Below are 23,350 nucleotides of genomic sequence, written 5' to 3'. Positions count from 1 at the left end.
ACAGTGGTTATTATTGAATGCTAAGTTAGATAAAATTGATCATTATCGAATGTCGAAACTTCGTCTGAAGGAAGAAGGGGCTACGGTTTCCTGATTTCCGTATTTTTAGATACATTTGAACCTTTGATCATCGGAAAAGTCAAAATACCAATAACAATCAGCAGTAAAATGGAATTCAAAATTGATACCAAACCAACTTACACTGTAATTACGCCGGATTCGGGTGATTTGAGTGTAAATTTGGCAGAGGTAATACGACAAAAGGTAGCGGAGGCGACAGCGGCAGGCAGCCATAATTTCGTGATTGACTTACAAAATATCAGCAACATGGACATGGCGGCAGGCGATGTGTTGCTGGAAATGCACAACACCATCTACAACAGCGGCGGCTCGCTGGTATTTACTTCTCCGGAGGACGATGTGATGCAAACGCTGAAAAAGGGCCAATACCACCTGAGCCTGAATATTACGCCCACCCTGGTGGAGGCAATAGACATCATCAGTATGGAAGTACTGGAGCGCGACCTGCTGGGCGAATCCTGAGGCCGTTGCCAATCGAATGCGCATGAACATTAAAGTAACCATTCTCGGCAATAATTCTGCATTGCCGGCATACGACCGCCACCCTACCGCACAGGTAGTCGATATACGGGAACAGCAGTTCCTGGTCGATTGCGGGGAAGGTACCCAGGTACAGATGCAGCGGTTCAATATCAGGCGGCGCCGGATCAACTATATTTTCATCAGTCACCTGCATGGCGATCACTATTTCGGCCTGATGGGCCTGCTGACAAGCATGGGGCTTATGGGACGCACGGGCGAGCTGCATTTGTTTGGCCCGCCGCCATTGAAGGAGATCATCGACCTGCAGCTGGCGGTAGCCAATACCGTGCTGCCCTACCCTATATTGTTCACGCCTGTTACGGAAGGAATGTCGCGGGTATTGGTCGATACGCCGCATTATGCGGTGCATTGCTTTCCGGTAGCGCATCGTATCGCCTGCCATGGCTTTGTTTTTACGGCAAAAAGCGGCGGCCGCAGGCTATTGCCCGAAAAATGCCGTGAATTGGAGATCCCGGCAGCCTTTTACCCGCACCTGAAGCAGGGCGAGGACTACCTGCGCCGCGACGGGCTGCTGATCCGTAACGATGAGGTGACGGAGCCGGGCCCGCCGGATAAGCGCTATGCTTATTGCGCCGATACGCTGTACACGCATTCCTTTATCCATCATCTCTCGGGCGTGGATGCTATGTACCACGAAAGCACTTACCTGGACGACCAGCGGGAACGGGCGACGGAGCGTTTTCACAGCACGGCGGCGCAGGCGGCGGAGCTGGCCAGGGCTGCGGGCGCCAAACGCCTGCTGCTGGGGCATTTCTCCTCCAAATACCAGGACCTTGCTGCTTTTTATACCGAGGCCAGCGCTATTTTCCCCGATACAGAGGTAACGGTGGAGGGTACGACTTATGAGATCTGATGTTTCAGATATTAGAGGTTAAACATTAGATATTGATTTGGAAAATTGGAATTTGAAATTTGGAAATTGGAACCTGGTATTTGAACTTTGGTATCCAAATAGATTGTTTATGAAACAACGTTTTGGAAAATACTTTTTCCTGATTCCCCTGGGATTGTTCATCAGCGCGCTGAGCGTAATCCTCTTCCGGTATGTAAGTGCTCCGGATATGGTGCTGGGCGCTCTTTTCGGTGCCGGCATCGGTTTGATGCTGCTGGCCTTTATCAAAAGGCCTAAAGCTTCCGGGCAGGTTCCGCTTAAATAGAATTATGCGGAACGGACCACAAAGATGTAAGCTTTTGTAAGCTATTTTATTGCCAGCAATATAAGATCAGAAAGGCATTGAACCGGGTTCAATGCCTTTCTTAATTCTCAAAATCCAAAATCTAAATTCCAAGGATTCAAATTCAAAAAACCAATATCTAACCTCTAATATCTAACCTCTAAAGTCTAAAACCTACTTAATCCGCCTGCCTTCGCTTTCCGATGCAGTCTTCCGCTGGCGGGCGCCTTTGATCTCGCTGCTGCCGAAGCGGTAGCTGAAGTTAAGACGCAGCATGCGGTTCTCGTTGCGCTGGTTTACATCCAGGTTTACACCGCCATAACGGTTATAGCCCCTGAACCTATTGGTGTACAGCACATCGGATACGCTCAGCTTCACACTGGCGCGGTCGTCGAGGAAACGCTTTTGCAGGCCGATATCGAGCGAGCCCATAGGCTTATACTGCCAAGTACCTTCGATGCCCTCACCGCTGAACCAGCCGCCCACTTCGGCGCTGAAGCCTTTGCCCAGGGTAAAGGTATTTTGCATATAGACACCATAGGTACTACCCTTGAGATCGATGCTGGTATTGTTGAAAGTACCCTTTATGGTCTGGTAATTGTACCAGAAATTCACGTAACCGTTCCACCATTTGGCCAGGGGTATAGGCGAGCCCACGCTGAAGGAGTACATATCCTGACCGGCGATATTCTGCTCCTGGATAAAGGTGGCATTGCCGTTAATGGTATCAGTGATCTCGGTGGCATAATCTTTGGCATGGCTGTAGCCCAGGGTAAAATTCACCATGGATTTATAGGTATAGCTGAGCTCGACATTGTTGGCATATTGCGGTCTCAGGAAAGCATTGCCCTTTTCATAGGTCATCTGGTCGATCTTATTCTCAAAAGGGTTCAGGTCCTGGTAGCTGGGGCGGTCGATCCTGCGGGTATAGCTGAGGCCCAGGGCATGCGACTCGTTGATGTTGTAGCCGATCACTGCATTGGGAAAAAAGTCGAGGTAATTCCTTTTCACGGTATTGTCGGCTTGTATGGTGCCGTCGGCGCGGGTCAGCTCACCTTTGCTGTTGGTCTGCTCCATGCGCAGGCCGGCCTGCAGGCTCCATTGGCTGCCCAGGGTAAGGCTGTAGTTCAGGTAGGCAGCGTTCACGTTTTCACTGTAGGCAAAGCTATTGCTCTGGCTCAGGTCTTTGACCGGCGTATTGTCGGTGTACCTGAAGAAATCGAAAGTGTTCTGCGTTTTCACTAGCGCCGTTTTGGCGCCGTAGCCCAGCGTTCCCTTGCCCAGCTTGTGCTCAAAGTCGATCTTGGCGGTATAGATATCGATGTCGGTGGGTGTTTCATTGCCGTTGATGATCGTGTACAGCAGGTTGTTGTTGGCGTCAAAATAATTGTTGGGCTGGTAACTGGTGCCGGTGCTGTGGAATTTGCCGTAGTCGGCATCGAAGCTGATCGTCGTACCTGTGCTGTCGTTGGCGTAGCGGTAGTTCAGGTTAATGTTGCCGTTATTGCGCGTGATCGGCACCCGGTTGCCGGACACCAGCTTTTTCTGAAAGGCGCCCGAAGCCTGATCATAGATATCGGTGGTGCCATCGGTATTGAAGGAGCCGCCTGCCAGGCCGCCGGTAAACATCAGGCCTATGGTGTTCCTGCCATTGATAAAGTAATCGGCGCCGGCTTTCAGGTTCAGGTTTTTCCGCTCCTGTGTCAACGTGGTCTTCTGGTCGTAGATGCTGCCCCCTTGCGGCCGGTAGATGTTGAGCTTATTTTCCCAAAAGCCGGTAGCGCCGCTGAGATTGCTGTACACATTAACCTTCCTGTCGCGATAGTTCAGGCTTACCGCGCCATTGCCTTTCGGCGTGATCCCTTGCATATAGCCTGCTTCTATGCTGCCGTTGGTACCGAATTTCTTATTCTTTTTCAAACGGATATTGATCACACCAGCATTACCGCTGGCATCGAACTTAGCGCCGGGATTGCTGATCAGCTCTATTGCTTCCACATCGCTGCTGTTGATGCTTTTAAGGTAATCGGCCAGGGCCTTGCTGTCGAGCTGGGTCATTTTTCCGTCGATATACACCTTTACACCAGAACGCCCCTTCATATTGATGTTGTCATTGTTGTCCACCATTACGCCAGGGCTCTTTTGCAGCAGCTCAAGGGCGTTGCTGCCGGTAGCGTTGATGCTGCCTTCCACATTGAAGACCACCTTCCCCGGCTTGACTTCCACCATGGGCTTGCGGGAGGTGATCACTACCCCATCTATTTTCTGGGTTTCCGGGTTCAGCTTTACCTCAGCTGCCCGGTAGCCTGCGGCAGCATCAAAGAGAAAGGGGGCCAGGTATTGCTTCCGGTATCCCATGCCGGAGAAGCTGAGCAAATAGTTGCCTGCTACGTCATTTTCCAGTTCATAAGTACCGGAGGTATCGGTGATCGCCGCCTTGACCAGGCTGCTGTCGGTTGCCTTCAGCAGGGATACTGTTACGGCTTCCAGGGGCTGGTTATGCTCATCCTGTACCTGGCCCGAGATGGTGCCGGAGGTTTGGGCATTTGTTTTAACTGCTGTAAATAAGCAGGTTACAAGTGTGATAATGGTTAGTGGTTTCATGTTGTAAAGTATTATTTCTTACATATTACAATGCAAAAGTAGGTACCTTTTATTGCATAGTACTTGTTTTAACAATTATTTGTGTATTTTAAAAGGAAGCACGTAAGCTTAAAGAAATAGTTCTGTGGCGAAAATTGGGGGAGACAGCTGAATCGGGCCAGTTAGGAAAAGGTTACAAAGGAGATGTTGAATTTAAAAAAATCTGCCATTGCCTTTTGATAGGGACGTTGCGCGTAATACATCCGTTTCTCCGTAGGGACATTGCATGCAACGTCCCTACGGAGAAACAGGTCTAATCTGTGATTTCCATTTCCCGGGGAAACCTGTAATGTATGCAGACTTTGCAAGCAACGGTTCTACGGAAGGGGTGTCTTATATCTGCTAGTCTTTGTTTATTTCCAACCTGCAAAACCAAGAGTTGTTATAGGAACGTTGTAACTGTCCTCCTACCAGTTGTTGACAAACGCTATAAATTCCTGTAATGAGGTACAAGGTTTGCCCTATACAAATGGGTATAACCATTTTATAATTCTGCGCTTTTATGCTAATTTTGCGCATTCTTTTCCTAATCTATTTATTCTCTATGAATCTCTTTGCTCAATTGCAGCACGAATTTCTCCAACGTCATATAGGGCCCGACGAACAGGAAACCCGCGAAATGCTTGATACGATCGGCATCGACAGCCTGGATGAACTGATCCGAAAGACGGTTCCGCAGGCCATACGCCTGCCAAAACCCCTGGATCTTCCTGCTGCAGTGAGCGAGGCGGAATACCTGCGCCAGCTGAAACAGATCTCCTTAGGAAATAAAGTAGCCAAGACCTATATCGGACAGGGCTACTATGATACACATACGCCCAGCGTTATTCTCCGCAATATTTTTGAGAACCCGGGCTGGTATACGCAGTACACCCCTTACCAGGCAGAGATTTCCCAGGGCCGCCTGGAAAGCCTGCTGAATTTCCAAACGGTGGTGAGCGACCTTACGGCCCTTCCTATAGCCAATGCGTCCCTGCTGGATGAAGCTACTGCTGCAGCCGAGGCCATGGCTATGTTCTTCCACACGTTGAACAAAAACCACGACAACCCCGAACGTCCCAGGTTGTTTGTGGACCGGGAAATGTTCCCCCAAACCAAGGACGTGGTAGTTACCCGCGCTACGCCGCTCCATATCGAGGTCGTATTCGGCGACTATAAAACCACAGCGATCGACAATACTTATTTCGGCGCTCTGGTACAATACCCCAACGACAAGGGCTCTGTAGAAGATTATCGCGGCTTTATCGAACAGGTACATGCTGCCGGCGCTTATGTGGGTATGGCTACCGATCTGCTGGCGCTGACCCTGCTGACGCCTCCCGGCGAGCTGGGCGCTGATGCTGCTTTTGGTGTGGCGCAACGCTTCGGCGTTCCCCTGGGCTTCGGCGGACCGCACGCTGCCTTCTTCTCCTGCAAGGATGAATTCAAGCGCGCTCTCCCCGGCCGTATCATCGGCATCAGCGTAGACGCCCAGGGCAACCGCGCGCTGCGCATGGCCCTGCAAACCCGCGAGCAGCACATCAAACGCGAAAAAGCCACTTCCAATATCTGTACTGCACAGGCACTGCTGGCCAATATGGCGGCGATGTATGCCGTATTCCACGGCCCCGATGGCCTGAAAAAAATAGCGCTGAGGGTAAATGCCCTGGCACAGGCCCTGGCCGAAGCGCTGCGTGAAGCCGGCCAGGAGCTGGTTTCGGATAGCTTCTTCGATACGGTGGTGATCAAAACAGACAAGGTTGCCGCAATTAAGGAAAAGGCACTGGCGTCCGGCATCAACTTCCGCTACTTCGGCGATAACAAGATCGGCGTATCGCTGGACGAAACAACTAATTTTGAAGACCTCGCCGATATCATCAATGCCCTGAACCTTGTAGAAGGCGCGGTGAGCTATGATGTAGATGAGGAAAACACACTGGAAGGCGTGCCTGATGCGCTGGTACGCAGCTCCGATTTCCTGACGCATGAGGTATTCAATGCACACCATAGCGAAACGCAGATGATGCGCTACATCAAGTTCCTGGAGAATAAAGACCTGAGCCTGAATACGAGCATGATCTCCCTGGGCAGCTGCACTATGAAGCTGAATGCCGCTACAGAGATGATTCCGCTGAGCTGGAGCCACTGGAGCAAAATCCATCCTTTTGCACCTGCAGACCAGGCAAAGGGCTACCTGCAGATCGTACGCGAGCTGGAAGCCTGCCTGAGCGAGATCACCGGCTTTGCCGCCTGCAGCCTGCAACCCAATAGCGGCGCTTCCGGCGAATATGCGGGGCTGCTGGCGATCAAAGGTTACCATGAAAGCCGCGGCGATCATCACCGCAATGTGATCCTGATCCCGATCTCCGCACACGGCACCAACCCTGCGTCTGCGGTAATGGTAGGCTACAAGGTAGTGGTGGTAAAAGCGCTGGAGAACGGCAATATCGATGTGGAAGACCTGAAAGCGAAGGCTGAGCAGCATGCCGCCAACCTGGCCGGTATCATGATCACCTACCCTTCTACTTACGGTATCTATGAAGAAAGCGTAAAAGACATTATCGCCATCATCCACGATAACGGCGGACAGGTATATATGGACGGCGCCAACATGAACGCCCAGGTGGGTCTTACCGCTCCGGGATATATCGGCGCCGATGTATGCCACCTGAATCTGCACAAGACTTTCGCTATTCCTCACGGCGGCGGTGGTCCCGGTATGGGGCCCATCTGCGTGGCAGCACACCTGAAGCCTTTCCTGCCCGGCCACGTGTTCGGTAAGGATACGGACAATAACGACAACTGGCAGCATGGCGTATCGGCTTCGCCTTTCGGTTCCGCCTCCATCCTGCTGATCAGCTATGCCTACATCCGCATGCTGGGCCCCGTAGGTGTGCGTCAGGCGACAGAATATGCGATCCTGAATGCCAATTATATGAAGGCCCGCCTGCAAAACGACTACCCGATCCTGTATTCTGGTGTGAACGGTACCTGTGCCCACGAGTTTATTGTGGACCTGCGACCCTTCAAGAAGACGGCAGAGATCGAAGCGGAAGATGTGGCCAAACGCCTGATGGATTACGGCTTCCACGCGCCGACGATGAGCTTCCCCGTTGCCGGTACCATTATGATCGAACCTACGGAGAGCGAAGACAAAGCAGAGCTCGACCGCTTCTGCGATGCCCTGCTGGCGATCCGCGAAGAGATCAGGGCGGTGGAAGAAGGCCGTGCCGATGCCAAAGACAACCCGCTGAAACATGCGCCGCATACGCAGCAGGTCGTGATCAGCTCGGAGTGGAACCATGCTTACAGCCGCGAAACAGCTGCGTTCCCGCTGCACTATGTACAAAGCAACAAGTTCTGGCCTTCCGTTGCCCGTGTGAACAATACCGTGGGCGACCGCAACCTGATCTGTACCTGCGAGCCGACCGAAGCTTACATGGAAGCTTAACTTTTAAGGCACTAACATACCTCTTTACACTTAAACAATAAAGCCACCTTGTCTAGGTGGCTTTTACATTATTTCTAATTAATAAAAAACTATTTCAACAATTATTTTTCTACATTTAAATCAACTTCTCCACAATTGCCCAAAAAGAATGCACAATTATTTTTTGTGAGAGCTGAATTTATGCTGATATTTGCAATACAAATCCGTACAGGATGAAGATCTTTGAAGTATTATAAATGAAGATAGTGTATACCCTAAAAAACAAAAAGGATATATGAATATCTCTTAATGTCAGGCAGAAATGCTAAAATCCTCAAAGTGGCTTCATATATATGGAGCCTAATTGAAGGTGTGGTAAGTATTGTTACTACCTGCGGACCTGCATTAAACTTCACATTACCTATTTGGTTGACAGCCGGAGTGGGTGTGATCAGTTTTTTGCTTAGGTTTCGTAGAGCTTAGTAACAGGAAAGCCATCTAAGAGGAAAGATTTGGGGGTTAAAACTAAAGACCAAAGGTTAGAATAATTGAATTGTGAGTTGCCGCTCCGTTCTCCAGATTACATCTGTTACCTGTTTAGTCGTTAATTGTCCAATTAACTTGATAGACTGCCCATCAATCTTTCTTAAAATACTTCTGATTTTCCATGTGGTGACCTCTTGTTCTCAGGAGGTCATCTTTTTATCTAATGATAATTGGACGTTCTTCGTCCTCTCCTCCCTTAAAGTCTAGAGGTCTTTGCCTTTGAGACATTTTGATACAGCAAAGTTAGAACACATCTATGATACTACAAAAAAATCGGTACTAGTATCTGCCTATATAATACTTTGATCTTAATATAAGAATATATTGTACTTAAAACTATCTAACACAATCCTACACATTTCCACACAAATTGTCTAGAATATGTTGAATTATTGGACATTCTGATCATTATTCTTAGGGACATTTAAAATGCCTTTTAATATCTTATCGAAGTCAGTTAGTTCCTTATCAGGTTTCTTCTTTTTGTCTGCGAGTTTTTCAAACTCTTGCCAGTTATCTGATACTTCCATTAATGCTAGTATTTTTAAAGTTTGTTTTAAAATTGGCTCTAGTGCTAAACCATCTGGTAAAGAAACAGTAACCAGTTTATTCATCTTTCCTTTCAATGCCTTATTCATTTCCTCATCGGGTATTCTATCATAGATATACCTTTGGAAAATCATGTGTCTGTCTGCTTGGTTAAACTCTTTTTTAGTTAACCTATACAGTTCTTCCAGTAATTTCTTGTATGTCTCATTAGTATCCATTTATCAGCATTTTGTAACTTAATCTTTTTGTACTAGCAGATTGTAAAAATAGATCAAGTTTTTCTGAAATGGAATTCGTTCTGAAGTTAAACCGAAATGACATTTCATCTGCGTACTTCTGAAGGTGCTTACGACTAGTCTTGTAGTAAACACCAATGATGCTTCTTTTCATCTGTGACCAAAAATTCTCACACCTATTGGTACTGGCATCACCATTTACATATTGTCCCTTAGAATGGTCTGTAATCTCATGATCATAGTAAGCATCCATTCCATTGTAACCTTGCCATTCATCAGTAAATAAGGCTGAACCTGGTTCCACGATTTTAAGGATATGAGGCTGTATTGCAGCCATACCTGTATTCTCAACAACTTGGCATTTTACCCTGCTTATTTTGTGGTAATTCTTCTCTTTCACTTTCTTAATAGGGTCATTCTTATTCGGCCTCTCTACAATGGTATATTCAGAACGCTCAACAAGTCCTAATACTGGTGTTTTATCCTTGAAAGAACGTCCCTGAGATTTCTCTACCTTTTTATCATGGTGGCGATTCTTGTTCTTTCCACCAAAGAACGATTCGTCACTTTCAACCTCACCTGATAACTGTTCAGCAAAGGCTGGATGATCCATAGCATACCTAATCCTAGACAGAAGAAACCAGCTAGACTTTTGAGTTATTCCTAGCTGATCCGCCATAGTATAGGATGAAATTCCTCGTTTAGAAGTAGTAAATAGGTAAATCGCCATTAGCCATGTCTGTAAAGGAATCTTAGAGTTTTCAAAGATGGAATTGGTTCTCACATTAAAGTACTTCTTGGTGTTCAAACAACGATATTTATTCCCCTTGCACTTATAAACTTTAGAAGTAGGATCAAAAGGAGAAACTACATTTCCATTCCATCTAATAAACTCCAAATGGTCAATTACACTTTGTTCATTAGGAAAAGCAGCAAGTAACTGTGTTAGTGATTTGAATGGTTTTACAGAGAACATAGCTTCAGATTTGTGAGACAAAGTTAAGTAGTTTATTACACAATAGTGTAAAGTAAGACTTAAAAATTTTCAGTAAATTGATTATTTTGTGAAAAACCAAATATCATGGCATTACATTTTGACAAAAGCCTTTTTGCTGGAAGAATACTAAAGATTGTTGAGTATTACTATCATTTTGAACATAACAATATTGTAAGAGTTCAACAGGAAAATATTGCAGGGTTTTTAGATAAGGTACACTCTTATGGGGTGATTAATGAAGGTGATAAATCATATTTGCTGACAAAACCTGCGATAATAGAAGGTAAAGACTTATTGGAGATTAGGATACATTTGGGTTCTGACGAAGATGGGATATTCCCGGAGTTCCTGTAGGCAATCTTTCAATGCCATCTGAGTTCATCGCTTTAACAATATCACAGAATTTTGAAGCAATGGAATTGTAATTTTCTAGCATTGCCGATTTGAGGGCAATTTCAAAAGCTAGTCTGTAAAGTTTTGTAATTTCGCGTTCTGAGTTAATCATAAAATAAGAATTTATTGAGTAAATAATAAGATAACAACATAAATAACTATTGACTTAGTTATACTTTCTGTCCACTGAAAATTCTCCAAATTAAAAGAAGCAGGAAAGTATATGCGAGGTACCACGTCATGCGTGGACTAGCTATACTTTGCTTCATGGGACGGAGAATCCCTCAGTGGGCGGGTATTAGACTGGTTCACGTATTTTTTCATTTTATAACACTGTAAATTTCTCCAAACATGAAACGAACACTCCTAATGCTGTTATTGGGTACAGTATTTTATTCTTCCAAAGCCCAAAAGTTTTATCTCCAGCCTACAGAAAAAAATGTTGAGCAGAAAGTCCGTGAAAAGATGGACTATGATGGCTATAAACTGGTAAAGGACGAAAAAGATGCTGACTATAAGGTAGAATGCCTTATTCAAACTGTGAGTACTCTAAACATGCGCTATAAAGGCTATATCCGTGTTACAAATCTCAAAACCAATGAAGAGATTGGAAGAACAAAACAGCTCAGTAAAAAAGCTACTGCTTTTAGGGGATATAATGCTGCTAATGCGATTTTCAAGAATTTGGCTGAAGATGAATTAGATGATATTCTCAAACAATGTAAACCCTAATCTTATGTTCATTGTATGGATTCTTGCTATCATTGGAGCTTTATTTTTAGTCTTCAGATTCCTTTCTGCAAACAATTCTCAAATTCCTATACAAAACACTGTAAAAATTCATGATCATCCAATTAGGCAAAGTTTTGAAAACCTGAACTTAAATCAAAGAATGTCCATTATTAACATGCTACGAATTATAGGAACTTCTGACCTCCCGCATGGTAATGCTGATAAAGAACTTCAATATCTTAATTCAACCATTGGTGCTTTAGGGGTAAGAGCTGTTGAGTGTGTCTCTTACTATAAACTAACTGGTGAAAATGAAATGCTCTCTGACCTTGATAGATTATCCATTGATCAAAAAGAATTGCTTTCTCTAATGATGTGGGATATGGTTATAAGCGATGGGCGTCCTAACGAAAAAGAAATGCAGGTAACACTCTCTATCTTAGATGAAATAGGTATTACACAAGAACAGTTTATCAAAAAACTTGAAAAGACAAAAGCTATGATGGACTACTTTAAGTTATAAAGAATCTTGTCTCAACCAGAAATGGTTACTAGCTGCTCTTTCTAGGGTAGCTTTTTTCATTTAAATGTGTATTTTGGTAGTACCAAACACTTTTTTATTATGGAAGGTTCCATATGGCAGCTTTTAATTTCTGCACTTTCCTTTAAAGATACCAGATTACTTAGAGCTATCCTTTATTTTTTAGGGACAATAATTATATTTCTAGGAATTATGAACATTTCCTATCAAAGGGGGATTAATGATCTGAAAAAATCACTTGATACTCTGGATCTCACATATGTTCCTACCATTAGTGAATTAAAAAGTACAGATTCTATAAAGCAATACCAAGAGGAGATAAATTCTTCAATCATTGAAACTAAAATAAGGTTAGAATTCACTAAGGGTATATCATATAATGTTAGAGAATTTGAAAAGAGTCTTCCAAAATATGATAAATATATCTTCTTCTCTTTAATGTTACTTTTTATTCTATGGGGCATTTCAAGAATTAAAGACTATTTCACTAAGCATCCACAACAGCCAACACCAAACAACCCCAATAATAATCCCATCCCATAAACGACTATTTTCTTTCATAATAATTATCCCATATTCTGACCGTGAGATAAACGGAGGTTATCTCCTATTGGAAAAGGAGAGTGAAGAAAAAAAGACCCCAGCAAGAGGTCTCAGTTAATTCCTTGTGTAAACTTGTATATTAATGCCACTTTTAATTTGTATCTTTTTTATAATTTTATAAGCTGATCCTCCGGGGTCAGCTTTTTTTTGTAAAACCATAAAACCTGCTCCTCCACATGCTTCGAAAATTTACCCTGCTTTTTTCGGCCTTTACCGCTATGTCGGCTATGCTCTTTGCCGGCGTTGAGGAGTACTGGCAACCGGTGCATTCCGAACTGGTCAAACCAGCCGGCGCCCGGCGCCTGGTCCCTGACCGCTACCAGACTTATGTGCTTCGTTTCGGCGATCTCCACGAACGCCTGCTCTCGCTCAAAACTGATCCTGCTTCCGGCCAAACCATCAGCCTGCCCGGCCCCGACGGCAGCAGCAGGGCCTTCCGCATGTGGCAGACACCAGTCATGGAGCCGGCCCTGGCGGCGAAATACCCGGAAATAAAGACTTTCACGGCCGAAGCCACAGACGATCGCCGCGTGACCGCGAAGATCAACCTGGCGCCGGATGGCTTTCATGCTTATGTATTCAATGGGGCACAATCTTATCTTATCGATCCGTACAGCGATGTAGAGGACGGCAATTACCTGTGCTATTTCCGCAAAGACTTTACGACGAACCAGGCTATGTCCTGTGGTGTGACCGGCGACGGTACAGATGCGGTGGAAAGCCTGCCTGAAGGTACGACTGCGCAAAGGACCTATGGCACGCAACGCCGGAACTACCGGCTTGCCCTGGCCTGCACCGGTGAATATGCCGATGCCGTAGGCGGCGCAACACCCACCAAAGCCAGCGTGCTGGCCCAGATGGTATTGATTATGAACCGTGTGAATGGTGTCTATGAACGGGAGCTGGCCTCGACAATGACACTAGTAGGCAATACCGATACCCTGATCTTCCTGGATGGTAATACAGATCCTTATTCGAACAACAATCCCAATGCGCTGCTTACGCAGAACCAGTCTACCGTTGACAGCCGCATCGGCAGCGCCAACTATGATATAGGGCATGTTTTCACCACGGGTGGCGGCGGCCTTGCGGGCCTGGGTGTCCTTTGTAATAACAGCCAAAAAGCCGAGGGCGAGACCGGTCTGCCTTCTCCTCTCGGAGACCCTTTCGCCATTGACTTCGTGGCCCATGAGATGGGACATCAGTTCGGTTCCGACCACACCTACAATTCATCGCAAGGCAATTGCGGCGGCAATGGCAACAGTGCTATGGCTTTTGAAGCGGGCAGCGGCTCGACCATTATGGCCTACGCCGGCATCTGTGGCAGCGATGACCTGCAGCCTCATAGCGATGCTTATTTTCATGCGGTCAGCCTGAGGAACATTACCAATTACATTACCAATGCATCCACCGGAGGCTCCTGTCCTACCGTCACGATATCGACCAATGTACCCAATACCTATCCCGACTTTACCGCCAGCTATAATATACCTGTGTGGACGCCTTTTGAGCTGACGGCTCCGGCAGTGACGGATTTGACGATGGATACGCTTAATTATTGCTGGGAAGAATGGGATCTGGGTGGCTTTGGACAAACCTGGGACGCCAATGACAATGCCATGCCTTATTTCCGCTCTTTTAACCCCTCTTCTTCACCCACGCGGGTTTTTCCCACTATGAACAATGTGCTGGCAGGAAATTATTTTTATAAAGGAGAACGCCTGCCTGCTGCAGCCCGCACGCTGAAGTTCATCCTCACGACCCGCGATATTTACCAGGGCTGGGGCAGCTTCAATTCTTCCTTTGATACCGATACCATCACCCTGAATGTGGTCTTGCCGGGACCGGATACTTTTAATGTAACCTCCCAGGCTACCGCAGTTACCTGGAACACCGGCTCCGCTCAAACAGTTACCTGGAATGTGGCCAATACCACGGCAGCACCCATCAATGCCGCCAACGTCGATATCTTTTTATCGGTAGACAGCGGCAGGACTTTCCCTTATACACTGGCCACTGCCGTGCCCAACAACGGAAGCGCCTCGGTTACCGTGCCCGGTACTGCACCGGCGTCAACTAAAGCCCGCGTAAAAGTAAAAGGCAGCGGTAATGTCTTCTTCCAGGTGAACCATGCCAATATTACGATCAATGCGGTACCGCTGCCGGTTGTCCTTCAGTCCTTTTCGGCATCGGTTAAAGGTTGTAGCGTTGTGCTGCAATGGGCGGCCAGCGCCGAAACGAGCTTCGATCATTTTGAGCTGGAGCGAAGCAACGACGGTGTTCATTTCACCATGATCGCACGTATTCCGGCAGGCAGCAGAGGGGCTTATCACTATGAAGATATGGAGGGCAGGGATGGCAATTATTACTACCGTCTTCGTGTGGTCGATGCTGATGCCACCTTTGCGTACAGCCCTGTAACGAACGCCCGTCTATCCTGCAGCGACGCGAACAACCTGGCCATATTCCCTAACCCGGCGAAGGATAAGGTAACGATCAGGACGAGCGCTGCATTGACACAGCTGAACCTGCTGACCGCCAACGGACAGCTGATGCGGCAATATGCAGGCCTGCAGGCAACAGCGCAAACGATCGACCTGAAAGGCCTGGCTACCGGCATCTACCTGTTGCAGCTGCACTATGCCGATGGTTCCAGGAGCACGATCAAGCTCATTAAAGAATAGCAATCGCTTTCCTGTAACCCGGAGCGTCGACAAAAAAATTAACAATGGCTGGCCGCAAATAACGGCCGGCCATTGTCATACAACATTCATTAAATTATAAATTTATAATTAGCAAAAATATATACAAAATAGTATTTTTTAATTCATTATTTTTTTGGCAGATATTGTTTCCAAGTCTATATTTGCGCATTTTTTAACAATCCTATTCATCAAAAATGAGAAACAAACTATTCTGGCTAGCGGTCATGCTATGCCTGACTGCCCTTCGTTCGACAGCGACGATCGTGTATGTAGACAGTGCTAATTTTGCCGGCAATCAGGATGGAACTTCCTGGGCTTCTGCCTACTACAGTTTCCAGTACGGCATAGATTTCGCCAATCCCGGGGATACCGTTTGGGTAGCCAAAGGAACTTACTCACCAGTAGCCGGCACATCTTTTACCTTGAAGAAAGATCTCAAAATCTTTGGCGGCTTTAAGAACACCGACACTGTCTTTAGCCAGCGTGATTTTACAACAAATATTACCCGGCTTAAAGGCAATAGCAATTCAGTAATACAGAATGACAGCGCCCTGCTGATCACTACCTCTATGATATTGGACGGCTTTATCATTGCCAGCGGCAACGGCTATGTCGGTGGCGGTATTTATAACCGTTACGCGTCTCCGACGATTACCAACTGTACTTTTACCAACAATACTACATCGCCTTATACCTCGGGCGGTGGCGGGGCCATGATGAACGTAGGCGGAGCGCCTTATATCGCTTACTGTACTTTTTCGGGCAATTCAGCTCCCATTTTTTATGGCAATCCACCCAACGCCAGCGGATCCGGGGGAGGCGGAGCCGTGACCAACAGCGGTTCGTCGCCCGTTTTTTACCGCTGTACTTTCAACAGCAATAGTGCTGCCGGTTTTGGTGGCGCCATGTACAACGTGAATGCGCACCCGACCATAAGTTATTGCAAGTTCGAATACAATACGGTAAGCTCGCCCAGCATTTTTGTGCGCGGAGGGGCTATATACAACGATCCCCGTTCTACGCTGGATCTGGACAGCTGTATCTTTTCAAGAAATAACGGTGTGTTTTACGGTGGCGCCATTTACAACGATTCTGTGTCCCTTTTCCGTGTTACACGCTGCGTGTTTTCGTACAATAATGGGGCTTACGGTGCAGGTATATATAGTGTCTATGGCTTAGCGGATACGCTTAACCTTTGCTCGTTCAATAACAATACTGCTAATAACAGTGGCGGGGGCATTTATGTAACCGAGGGCAAAGTAATCATTACCAATGCCACGTTTTCTGGTAACAAAAGCAATGCTACTGTTTATGATGGTGGTGGCGGTATGTATCTCAAGAATAACTCAACGGTGACGGTTTCCAATTGTAATTTCTCCGGAAACTACTCTGGCGCCAGGGGAGGTTCGGTTTACCTTGATGGTGCTGCTACTTTAAGGTCGACTTTCAGCAATTGCTCATTCGATGCTGACAGTGCTGATTATGGTGCTGGTATAATGTCTATCGTCAATTCCCCTGTCTCCATAAGCAATTGCACCTTCAACCAGGGTAAAGGAAACCAGGGACCCGGAGCAGTGATGCTTGCAGGGAACTCGAGTTTGCCAGCTTCCTATATTACAGGTTGCTCCTTCACAGGAAACAAATCAGCATGGTCGGGTGGCGGAGCATTGCAGCTATCGGGCCTTCTTGTTTCTGTTACCAACTGTACGTTTGCATCTAACAGCACACGCACTAACGACGCTACGAGTAAGGGAGGCGCCATTTATATCACCGTTTACAATGATCCGGGAATCAACCCTACAATAGCCAACTGTACGTTTACCAACAATACTGCTTATACAGGCGGCGGCATTTACTCAGAGGCCCAAACGGCTGATGTAAGCAGCTGCAACTTTATCGGTAACACAGCCACCTACCAGGGCGGCGGTTTCGGCGGGGCCACAATCCGGCTCAGGAACTGTAATTTTGTAGGCAACAATGCCCGTTATGGCGGCGGTATATATCCCGGTGGATTTCCGATTGAACACTGCTGGTTTGGTGCAAATACAGCCCGGATAGGCGGTGGTATCAATAGCAACTCCAGTCTCACTTCAGTAGTCAATTGTGTATTTACCCAAAATACTGTGGATTCTTTTGGCGGTGGCATGTACAATAGCGCTCCTCCAGCATTTGTAACCAATTCAACTTTTTCGGGGAACAAAGCTAATGTTCTGGGTAGCCCTATTTACAATACCAATTTTGGCGACTATAACGATTCTACTTTCACCAACTGTGTTATCTGGGGCAATTACAGCGGGATTTATAACCAAAACACCGGAGCTTCGGCTTTCAGCTACAGCCTGGTACAAGGTCTTGGAACGTTTGCAGCCAAGCATATTATCGGCGGTACGATCAATCCGCAGTTTGTCGATACGGCAACAGGTAACTTCCGGTTACAGGCTACGAGCCCTTGTGTCGACCAGGGTTACAATTCCTATGTGCCAGCCACTATTAACACCGATTTTGATAATGGTGCGCGTATTCAGAACAGCACTGTGGATTTTGGCGCTTTCGAATTCGGCAGCATACCTTTGGCATCGAACCTACTGCATTTTTCGGGCAAAAAACAAGGTGATGGTGCAGTATTGCTCGAATGGAGGACCAATAACAGCGAAGCGATGTACACCATCCTGCAGAGAAGCAGTGATGGAAGAAATTTCGCCCCTGTTTACAGCGTGCATACTGATGCAGGCTTAAACAGCCAATCCTACCTGGACGAACAACCGCAGCAGGAGAATTACTACCGCCTGGTGACCAGCGATGAGCAAGGGTCGCTGCGCTACAGCAATACTGTACTGGTACGCTTCAATACCATTTCCGCATCTGCAACGCTTTATCCTAACCCCGCGAAAGAAAGCATCCACATCGTTATGAATGCTGCCGGGCTGCTCCACTCGACAGCGGTGATCACAGACCTTACGGGTAAGGTTATATCCAGGGTCAGCATCACGGCAACAGACCAATGGGTTTCGCTGGCAGGTATTCCCGCGGGAATGTATATTCTTCGCCTTGCCGACGGCTCGACATTTAAGTTCAGCAAGCAATAAGGGTTGTTTTTGAAGCGCCGTTTTTGTGTATCCGGCGGGACAGTTCCATCACGAATTGTCCCGCCTTTTATATGGTTGGAGCGCGTTGTACAAAGCAAAAGGCCCGGCATAAAGCAGGGCCTCCGAGATAATGTTTATTCGTTTGTGCGCTATAATTTTTTCTCGGCAGTTTCTTTAGCCGGTGCTTTTTTAGCATCTTTGATAGTTGTTGTTTTCTCTCCGTTCTTTTTGGCTCCCTTCTTGTCTTTGGCGCAGCAAGCTTCTTTTTTGCCTTTGCAGCAACCGTCTTTATGCCCGTCATGTGCGAATGCGGCAGTACCCATGATCAGGGCAGCGCCCAGTAATAAGGTTAACTTCTTCATTTTCGGTAATTTTTATTTCTTTCAAAGATAAATAAATAATCTGCAGGCAAAAAGAATTTGGTCCTGAATTGCCGGCAAGATGGCTCCGGACGCAACCGCCGCTGTTTCTTTCGGGCAATTTATTAAATTTGCAGCTTATCTTCCGCGGAAGCAATAAGCTTCTGCATATCGCTACAACAGCTATACATACAATGGAACTGAGTAAAAACTACGAGCCGGGAGCCATAGAGCAAAAATGGTATGCGCACTGGAACCAGAAAGGATATTTTCACAGCGAGCCCGATGAGCGGCCCGCTTATACAATAGTGATGCCGCCGCCTAATGTAACCGGTGTGCTGCATATGGGCCATGCGCTCAACAATACCGTGCAGGACATACTGCTGCGCCGCGCCAGGATGCAGGGCTTCAATACCTGCTGGGTACCGGGTACCGACCATGCCTCCATTGCCACTGAAGCCAAAGTAGTCGGTATGCTTCGTGAAAAAGGGATTGACAAGAATACGCTGAGCCGCGATGAATTCCTGAGGTATGCCTGGGAGTGGAAGGAAAAGTATGGTGGTATCATCCTGCAGCAGCTGAAGAAGCTGGGCTGCTCACTGGATTGGGAACGCACGCACTTTACCATGGACGATGCCTACTACAAGGCGGTGATCCGTGTATTTGTCGAGCTGCACCGGAAAGGACAGATCTACCGCGGTGTCAAGATGATCAACTGGGATCCCCAGGCCCTGACGGCACTGAGCGATGAGGAGGTACTACACAAAGAAACGCAATCCAAGCTGACTTATATACGGTACCGCATCGATAGCGATACCGAAGAATACATTACGATAGCTACCGTACGCCCCGAAACCATACTGGGCGATACGGCGGTGTGCGTGCATCCCGACGATGAGCGCTATGCCCATCTCAAAGGCAAGTTCTGCTTTGTGCCGCTCATCAACCGCAGGATACCCATTATCTTCGACGACTATATCGATAAGGAATTTGGTACCGGCGCGCTGAAAGTGACGCCGGCGCATGATGTGAATGACTACAACCTGGGCCAGAAGCACCAGCTGGAGATCGTGGACACGCTGAATGCCAACGGGACATTAAGCGAAGCGGCACAGCTGTACATCGGTGAAGACCGCTTTGCCGTACGCAAAAAGATCGTAGAAGATCTGAAGGCTTCCGGCAATTTTGTCAAACAGGAAGACTATACTAACCAGGTTGGCGTATCGGAAAGGACCGGTGCAGTGATCGAGCCCCGTTTGTCGATGCAGTGGTGGTGCGACATGAGCAAAATGGCGGAACCCGCGCTGGAAGCAGTCATGAACGATGACATCCGGTTCTTCCCTTCCAAGTTCAAGAACCTGTACCGTCATTGGATGAGCAATATCAGGGATTGGTGCATCAGCCGCCAGCTCTGGTGGGGACATCGCATTCCGGTATGGTACGACAAATCCGGTAATTTCTATGTGGCCGAAAATGCGGAAGAGGCCCTGGCACAGTTTCAACAACAGCAGCCTGGCGGCAGCATAGCCGACTTGCGGCAGGACGACGATGTGCTCGATACCTGGTTTTCTGCGTGGCTGTGGCCGATGCAGGTATTCGGCTGGAATGAAGATCCCAGCAATAAAGAGCTGAATTATTATTATCCGACCAATACCCTGGTTACGGCTCCCGACATTATCTTCTTCTGGGTTGCCCGTATGGTAATGGCCGGCTTTGAATTCAAGGGTACGCAACCTTTCAACCAGGTATACTTTACCGGACTTATCCGTGACAAGCAAGGGCGTAAGATGTCCAAGCAACTGGGCAACTCACCCGACCTGCTGCAGCTGATCGAAGATCACGGCGCCGACGTAGTGCGTTTCAGCGTAATGATCTCTTCACCGGCGGGCAACGATATCCTGTACGATGAAGCGTTCCTGGAGCAGGGCCGCAACTTTACCAATAAGATATGGAATGCCCTGAAACTGGTGAAGATGTGGGAAAGCCGCATTACTGAAGGGGGCACGGAACATACGTTTGCCACAGACTGGATGCAGGCCCGCATCGATGAGACCCGCCAGCAGATCGATAGCCTGTTTGCCGACTTCAAGCTGAGCGAAGCGCTGAAGACGATCTATTCGCTTATCTGGGACGACTTCTGCTCCTGGTACCTGGAGTGGGTAAAGCCCGGCCTGAACGAGCCGATACACCCTGAGGTATATCGGCGTACGCTGAGTCTCTTCGAAGACCTCCTGCAGCTGCTGCATCCCTTTATGCCCTTCTTTACCGAAGAGGTGTTCCACCTGCTGCGCGAACAGCAGTCAGACCTGATCGTAAGGCAGCTGCCTGCCGCACAGGAGCGCAATGACCGGATACTGGCACAAGGACGCCTGCTCCAGGAGCTGATCACGGCAATAAGGGATACCCGCAACAAGAATCAGCTGAAACCTAAGGACATTATTTCCTTGTTTGTGGATTCGGCCAATACCGGCTTCTATGCTGCTGCCGGCAGCATACTGCAGCGACAGGTAAATGCCGATAAGCTGGAGGCTACCGCCACGCCGGTGAATGGCGCCATGGCCCTTGTCGTACAGACGGAGAAGCTGTACCTGCAAAGTCATGCTACCGTTGATACCGGCGCGCAAAAGTCTAAAATGGAAGAAGAACTGAACTACCTGAAAGGCTTCCTGGTAAGTGTGGACAAGAAGCTGAGCAATGATAAATTTGTGCAGAATGCCAAACCTGAGATCATTGCCAATGAGCGTAAAAAGCAGGCCGATGCCGAAGCGAAGATCAAAACGCTGGAGGAAAGCCTGAGCCTGCTATAAGAACAGGCAATAACCGGGAACTTTTTTTATCTTTAGGAACTTATGAAAAAGTACTTAGCTGTATTGGGTATTATCGGCATCAGCATGGGTGTGGTAGCCAGCACCGCGCAAAAGCCACAGGTGGGTAAGAAGAAATACAAGGGTAAGGCCTTCCTCGCCGGTGGTACGATCGGCAGCGGAAAGATATCCAAGAAGCTGTTCGACTCGCTGATCGCCTACCCGCTGGCAGGACTGGATACGGCCAATAAAGAACGGGCGGTAGCGAGCTTTATGTTTTCCTATGCCGAGCGTGGCGTGTATGAAGACAGCACGGGAAAGCTCAGGATCATGGCCGATTACTACGCTACTGAAAGTACGAAAGGTAAGCTGGCCGATGACTGGGTGGCCCAGATCAGGACGCGCAGCAAGCAGGGCGATACTGCATTTTTCTTCGACATTAAGGGTTCCTATGGCGACTCATTGCATACCCGGTTCCCGGTAGAGCCGATCACACTGATCATTACAGAATAAAATAACGAAAAGCGGCCGGTGTTCCGGCCGCTTTTCGTTTGCAGCAATACCTATGGATATCAAGAGAAACTATTGTCCTCAACGATGCTTATGACCATAGCTCCTGCGCGACCCACCCGCACGGCCAGGTTGGTAGGGACGTGCAACGACCTGAACGGCAGTTGGATGCATTTTCTTCTTAGCAACCCTGGTTTTGCTCCTACGGAGCAAAGTCATGTTTGTTCATGCTGGCGCTACAAACGTTCGGCTCCTACGGAGCCTTATAGCGCCGATCGCTATAGGATCATCTGCAAATCTTCTCTGTTCTGTGGAACTGAAAGGCCTGAGTATTAACGCTGCTGGCCCGGACTGCGCTGTCCCGACATTTCGTAATGATTGAAGTCTCCATGACATCATTCCATACACCTCCTGTAACCTCTCTGGTTTTCCAATTGATCCGGATCATTTCATCTTGTTAAAAATGATGTTCGCCTAATTGAAAAATGTTACCTCTTAACTTAACGCCTCCACTGCATCCAGCCAACGCTACCGGCTCATTTGAACTATCGACTTTTGTTTTTGTATTTATTGATGATAGCATTTTAAAAACGAAAACACGGTAAATATATGAGCTGGCTAAGGGGATTACTGGCAGGCGCGGCGGCCTGGAAATGGGGCGGCGGCTGCCTCGGCACTATTCTTGTTTTTGTGATCGTCTACTGGCTGTTGGGGCAGGCAGGCTGCTGACGGCGGACTGCATCTTCTTTGGCCTCTGTATAGCGCTATAGGTTATTAGTAGTGTCGTTGTACCGCAACGACACTACTGCGGCTATAAATGGTACAAGTGTGAACAGGGTGGCCGCAGCTATTCATGTGCTGCTATGAACGTCCCCTTTAAAAAGAGCGTTACTATACGTTGCAAACAGATTGTCCTGTAGGTACATCGCAAATGCGGCATACCTACAGGACAATCATACAGCTAAAACATTAAAACCGTTCGTCTTCTTCGTCGATATCGGGATTGTTCACATCATTGGGCATATCGAGGTCCTCGCCCAGGTCGAAGGCATTATCCTCATCGGGTCCTTCATTCAGCTCATCCCCATCGTCGTCGGCATCATCCAGGAGATCGGAAGCCCTGCTTTCGTCGCTTGTCGTATCGCGCTCTGCCTCTTCCAGCAGGGCAATCTCATCGGCTGAAATATCGGTATCCGGATCAATAAGGTCGTCCTCGTCTATGTCGTCGGTCGGTTCTTCCGGGCCTTCTCTATAAGGCTCCGGCTCTTCCTCCGGCAGCTCGCGGGGCAGGCGGTAGTCGTCGTTGCTATCGGGCATACGCTCTATCTCTTCATTTTCCAGGTGAAGGGTACGTTTATCCACCTTGTCTTTGTGCAGCTGGTTATCTTGTTTCTTTTGAGGATCCCTGGCCATGTTCGGTTTGCTTTTATTGTATTTA

17 protein-coding genes are annotated in these 23,350 nt (G+C 47.6%); 12 read left to right on the top strand and 5 right to left on the bottom strand.

Annotation, left to right across the window (positions count from 1 at the left end; translation table 11 throughout):
* The first annotated feature begins 168 nt into the window (after positions 1 to 168).
* The 3 genes from DZC79_RS12085 to DZC79_RS12075 all read left to right on the top strand — a co-directional run bounded on the left by DZC79_RS12085 (position 169) and on the right by DZC79_RS12075 (position 1,781).
* Complete coding sequence (locus DZC79_RS12085; RefSeq protein ID WP_232831823.1) at positions 169 to 543, top strand: STAS domain-containing protein; 375 nt, start codon at positions 169 to 171, stop codon at positions 541 to 543.
* Between the two features lie 22 nt (positions 544 to 565).
* Positions 566 to 1,477 carry a ribonuclease Z gene (locus DZC79_RS12080; protein ID WP_118952096.1) on the top strand — a complete coding sequence of 304 codons (912 nt, stop codon included), beginning with the start codon at positions 566 to 568 and terminating at the stop codon, positions 1,475 to 1,477.
* A gap of 109 nt (positions 1,478 to 1,586) precedes the next feature.
* Positions 1,587 to 1,781 (top strand): hypothetical protein, encoded by a 195-nt coding sequence (locus DZC79_RS12075; RefSeq protein WP_118951848.1) that lies wholly within the window; start codon positions 1,587 to 1,589, stop codon positions 1,779 to 1,781.
* A 192-nt stretch (positions 1,782 to 1,973) separates the two neighbouring features.
* Here DZC79_RS12075 and DZC79_RS12070 read toward each other — a convergent pair whose 3' ends face one another.
* Entirely contained in the window at positions 1,974 to 4,403 is a 2,430-nt protein-coding gene (locus tag DZC79_RS12070; RefSeq protein WP_118951847.1) for a TonB-dependent receptor domain-containing protein, read from the bottom strand.
* A gap of 583 nt (positions 4,404 to 4,986) precedes the next feature.
* Here DZC79_RS12070 and gcvP point away from each other — a divergent pair.
* Complete coding sequence (gene gcvP / locus DZC79_RS12065; RefSeq protein WP_118951846.1) at positions 4,987 to 7,872, top strand: aminomethyl-transferring glycine dehydrogenase; 2,886 nt, start codon at positions 4,987 to 4,989, stop codon at positions 7,870 to 7,872.
* Between the two features lie 914 nt (positions 7,873 to 8,786).
* On the opposite strand, the gene DZC79_RS12060 is transcribed toward gcvP, so the two are convergent.
* Together DZC79_RS12060 and DZC79_RS12055 are read right to left on the bottom strand one after the other, a co-directional pair.
* Positions 8,787 to 9,164 carry a hypothetical protein gene (locus DZC79_RS12060; protein WP_118951845.1) on the bottom strand — a complete coding sequence of 126 codons (378 nt, stop codon included), beginning with the start codon at positions 9,162 to 9,164 and terminating at the stop codon, positions 8,787 to 8,789.
* Positions 9,154 to 10,158 carry an IS1595 family transposase gene (locus DZC79_RS12055; RefSeq protein WP_118951844.1) on the bottom strand — a complete coding sequence of 335 codons (1,005 nt, stop codon included), beginning with the start codon at positions 10,156 to 10,158 and terminating at the stop codon, positions 9,154 to 9,156. Before DZC79_RS12055 ends, DZC79_RS12060 begins: the two co-directional genes overlap by 11 nt.
* A 105-nt stretch (positions 10,159 to 10,263) precedes the next feature.
* Here DZC79_RS12055 and DZC79_RS12050 point away from each other — a divergent pair, with 105 nt between their 5' ends.
* From DZC79_RS12050 to DZC79_RS12025, 6 genes are all read left to right on the top strand, one after another.
* Positions 10,264 to 10,533, top strand: a complete 270-nt coding sequence (locus tag DZC79_RS12050) for a hypothetical protein (protein ID WP_118951843.1) — start codon at positions 10,264 to 10,266, stop codon at positions 10,531 to 10,533.
* Between the two features lie 390 nt (positions 10,534 to 10,923).
* Positions 10,924 to 11,304, top strand: a complete 381-nt coding sequence (locus tag DZC79_RS12045; RefSeq protein ID WP_118951842.1) for a hypothetical protein — start codon at positions 10,924 to 10,926, stop codon at positions 11,302 to 11,304.
* A 4-nt stretch (positions 11,305 to 11,308) separates the two neighbouring features.
* Positions 11,309 to 11,827, top strand: a complete 519-nt coding sequence (locus DZC79_RS12040) for a hypothetical protein (RefSeq protein WP_157977096.1) — start codon at positions 11,309 to 11,311, stop codon at positions 11,825 to 11,827.
* A 99-nt stretch (positions 11,828 to 11,926) separates the two neighbouring features.
* Positions 11,927 to 12,388, top strand: a complete 462-nt coding sequence (locus DZC79_RS12035) for a hypothetical protein (RefSeq protein WP_118951840.1) — start codon at positions 11,927 to 11,929, stop codon at positions 12,386 to 12,388.
* Between the two features lie 236 nt (positions 12,389 to 12,624).
* Complete coding sequence (locus DZC79_RS12030; protein WP_118951839.1) at positions 12,625 to 15,132, top strand: reprolysin-like metallopeptidase; 2,508 nt, start codon at positions 12,625 to 12,627, stop codon at positions 15,130 to 15,132.
* Between the two features lie 215 nt (positions 15,133 to 15,347).
* Complete coding sequence (locus DZC79_RS12025; RefSeq protein WP_118951838.1) at positions 15,348 to 18,239, top strand: T9SS type A sorting domain-containing protein; 2,892 nt, start codon at positions 15,348 to 15,350, stop codon at positions 18,237 to 18,239.
* A 149-nt stretch (positions 18,240 to 18,388) separates the two neighbouring features.
* Here DZC79_RS12025 and DZC79_RS12020 read toward each other — a convergent pair whose 3' ends face one another.
* Positions 18,389 to 18,601, bottom strand: coding sequence for a hypothetical protein (locus DZC79_RS12020; RefSeq protein ID WP_118951837.1), 213 nt, complete (start codon positions 18,599 to 18,601; stop codon positions 18,389 to 18,391).
* 191 nt (positions 18,602 to 18,792) lie between these two features.
* Between DZC79_RS12020 and DZC79_RS12015 the strand changes: the two genes are divergently transcribed.
* Together DZC79_RS12015 and DZC79_RS12010 are read left to right on the top strand one after the other, a co-directional pair.
* Positions 18,793 to 21,405: a valine--tRNA ligase gene (locus tag DZC79_RS12015; RefSeq protein WP_118952095.1), complete on the top strand. Its 2,613-nt coding sequence runs from the start codon at positions 18,793 to 18,795 to the stop codon at positions 21,403 to 21,405.
* Positions 21,406 to 21,447: 42 nt separating this feature from the next.
* On the top strand, positions 21,448 to 21,915 hold the full coding sequence (locus DZC79_RS12010; protein ID WP_118951836.1) for a hypothetical protein: 468 nt from the start codon (positions 21,448 to 21,450) through the stop codon (positions 21,913 to 21,915).
* A 966-nt stretch (positions 21,916 to 22,881) separates the two neighbouring features.
* On the opposite strand, the gene DZC79_RS12005 is transcribed toward DZC79_RS12010, so the two are convergent.
* Positions 22,882 to 23,325 carry a hypothetical protein gene (locus DZC79_RS12005; RefSeq protein ID WP_118951835.1) on the bottom strand — a complete coding sequence of 148 codons (444 nt, stop codon included), beginning with the start codon at positions 23,323 to 23,325 and terminating at the stop codon, positions 22,882 to 22,884.
* Positions 23,326 to 23,350 lie beyond the last annotated feature (25 nt).

The sequence above is a fragment of the Taibaiella helva genome (assembly GCF_003545695.1).
GTDB lineage: Bacteria > Bacteroidota > Bacteroidia > Chitinophagales > Chitinophagaceae > Taibaiella > Taibaiella helva.
This window is presented reverse-complemented; position numbering and strand designations above follow the sequence as displayed.

Excerpts from the sequence above, each read along its gene's own strand:
- DZC79_RS12060 (WP_118951845.1), bottom strand. The coding sequence starts at position 9,164 with ATGGATACTAATGAGACATACAAGAAATTACTGGAAGAACTGTATAGG.
- DZC79_RS12005 (WP_118951835.1), bottom strand. The coding sequence starts at position 23,325 with ATGGCCAGGGATCCTCAAAAGAAACAAGATAACCAGCTGCACAAAGAC.
- DZC79_RS12025 (WP_118951838.1), top strand. The coding sequence starts at position 15,348 with ATGAGAAACAAACTATTCTGGCTAGCGGTCATGCTATGCCTGACTGCC.
- DZC79_RS12020 (WP_118951837.1), bottom strand. The coding sequence starts at position 18,601 with ATGAAGAAGTTAACCTTATTACTGGGCGCTGCCCTGATCATGGGTACT.
- DZC79_RS12055 (WP_118951844.1), bottom strand. The coding sequence starts at position 10,158 with ATGTTCTCTGTAAAACCATTCAAATCACTAACACAGTTACTTGCTGCT.
- DZC79_RS12035 (WP_118951840.1), top strand. The coding sequence starts at position 11,927 with ATGGAAGGTTCCATATGGCAGCTTTTAATTTCTGCACTTTCCTTTAAA.
- gcvP (WP_118951846.1), top strand. The coding sequence starts at position 4,987 with ATGAATCTCTTTGCTCAATTGCAGCACGAATTTCTCCAACGTCATATA.
- DZC79_RS12075 (WP_118951848.1), top strand. The coding sequence starts at position 1,587 with ATGAAACAACGTTTTGGAAAATACTTTTTCCTGATTCCCCTGGGATTG.
- DZC79_RS12045 (WP_118951842.1), top strand. The coding sequence starts at position 10,924 with ATGAAACGAACACTCCTAATGCTGTTATTGGGTACAGTATTTTATTCT.
- DZC79_RS12085 (WP_232831823.1), top strand. The coding sequence starts at position 169 with ATGGAATTCAAAATTGATACCAAACCAACTTACACTGTAATTACGCCG.
- DZC79_RS12080 (WP_118952096.1), top strand. The coding sequence starts at position 566 with ATGAACATTAAAGTAACCATTCTCGGCAATAATTCTGCATTGCCGGCA.
- DZC79_RS12030 (WP_118951839.1), top strand. The coding sequence starts at position 12,625 with ATGCTTCGAAAATTTACCCTGCTTTTTTCGGCCTTTACCGCTATGTCG.
- DZC79_RS12015 (WP_118952095.1), top strand. The coding sequence starts at position 18,793 with ATGGAACTGAGTAAAAACTACGAGCCGGGAGCCATAGAGCAAAAATGG.
- DZC79_RS12070 (WP_118951847.1), bottom strand. The coding sequence starts at position 4,403 with ATGAAACCACTAACCATTATCACACTTGTAACCTGCTTATTTACAGCA.
- DZC79_RS12010 (WP_118951836.1), top strand. The coding sequence starts at position 21,448 with ATGAAAAAGTACTTAGCTGTATTGGGTATTATCGGCATCAGCATGGGT.
- DZC79_RS12050 (WP_118951843.1), top strand. The coding sequence starts at position 10,264 with ATGGCATTACATTTTGACAAAAGCCTTTTTGCTGGAAGAATACTAAAG.
- DZC79_RS12040 (WP_157977096.1), top strand. The coding sequence starts at position 11,309 with ATGTTCATTGTATGGATTCTTGCTATCATTGGAGCTTTATTTTTAGTC.